This window comes from Moorena sp. SIO4E2, assembly GCF_010671945.1.
Taxonomy (GTDB): Bacteria; Cyanobacteriota; Cyanobacteriia; order Cyanobacteriales; family Coleofasciculaceae; genus Moorena; species Moorena producens.
The window spans coordinates 1-1,294 of the sequence record NZ_JAAHIE010000739.1 but is presented as its reverse complement, the minus strand read 5'-3'; the positions used below and the strand labels follow the sequence as shown (position 1 = coordinate 1,294).

1 protein-coding gene is annotated in these 1,294 nt (G+C 44.7%); it reads right to left on the bottom strand.

Annotated features, from left to right (window positions below):
• Positions 1–205 precede the first annotated feature (205 nt).
• The gene (locus tag F6K37_RS36315; protein WP_008180938.1) at positions 206–1,228 is read right to left on the bottom strand and encodes a glycosyltransferase family 2 protein; all 1,023 of its coding nucleotides are present in this window, start codon (positions 1,226–1,228) and stop codon (positions 206–208) included.
• Positions 1,229–1,294: the final 66 nt, after the last annotated feature.

The following is a 1,294-nucleotide window of genomic DNA, read 5'->3' as shown; positions in this document are numbered from 1 at the left end:
CAGCTAAGGGCTGAATGCTGAATGCTTACGATGATACTTTGGTTAGCCACTAACCAACTTGATTTCCAATTGATAAGTAGGTGGGCATAAATAAACGTTAAAACTCAAAATACGAAAATAAAGCTGAAACCCTTTATTAAAGGGGTTTTCAGCATTTTGAATCTCAATCGCTATTTTACGGATAATTAAGCTCACCTACTTATCACTAAGGTTGTTCAACATTAAAGGACACCACTTCTCTGACCCGATAAATCGGTCTTCCCTGAGATTCGTGGTAAGTACGCATCAGTAGTTCTCCTAGTAGACCAAGACTAAACAGTTGTACACCAGTCGAGATCAAGAGTACTGCCAAGATTAGTAAAGGCCGATCCCCGATATCTTCATTAAGACCTAGCTTGAGAATGGTCAGATAAGTCCCAATGATTATGCCCGTGCCTAGGGAACTCAGACCTAGTAATCCAAATACATGCATGGGTCGGGTGAGGAATTTCTTCATAAAGAAGATGGTCAACAAATCCATTAGCACCCGGAACGTTCGCCCCAGACCATACTTACTACTACCATAGCGACGAGCATGGTGACGCACGGGTAACTCGGTAATTCTTGCCCCCTCAATAAATGCCAAGGCTGGTAAAAACCGATGTAACTCACCGTACAGGTTCATGTCTGCTACCAATTCCGAGCGATAAGCTTTCAGAGAACAGCCATAGTCATGGAGTTTAACCCCAGTGGTGCGTCCAATCAGCCAGTTGGCAATTTTGGATGGCAGTAAACGAGTCACAGCCGCATCCTGCCGTTTTTTACGCCAGCCACTAACCAAGTCATATCCTTCCTCAAGTTTGGCAAGCAGCATGGGAATGTCGGCTGGATCATTTTGTAGGTCACCATCTAAGGTAACAATGGCACGACCCCGAGCATAATTAAACCCAGCTGCCATCGCAGCAGTTTGACCATAGTTGCGACGCAAAATTACCCCTCGCAAATCAGGGCGGGAGAGGACTTGTTCCTTGAGCAGTTGGGTTGAACCATCTGTGGACCCATCATCGACACAAATAAGCTCATAGGTGAGCTTAGTATCGGTTAAGGTGGATGCGATCGCATGAATCAGGTGGGGCAAACTCTCCACCTCATTGTAGATTGGTACCACCACTGACACGTCTGGTGTTATATCAGTGCCAGACCAGTTCTGGGCATTTAATTGCCCTTGTTTAATTAAGGAAATTTCCATAGGATGCCCCAGGTTGAGTAATATCCAATCCGGTTTAAACTATAAGCACATATTATTGATGGTCTA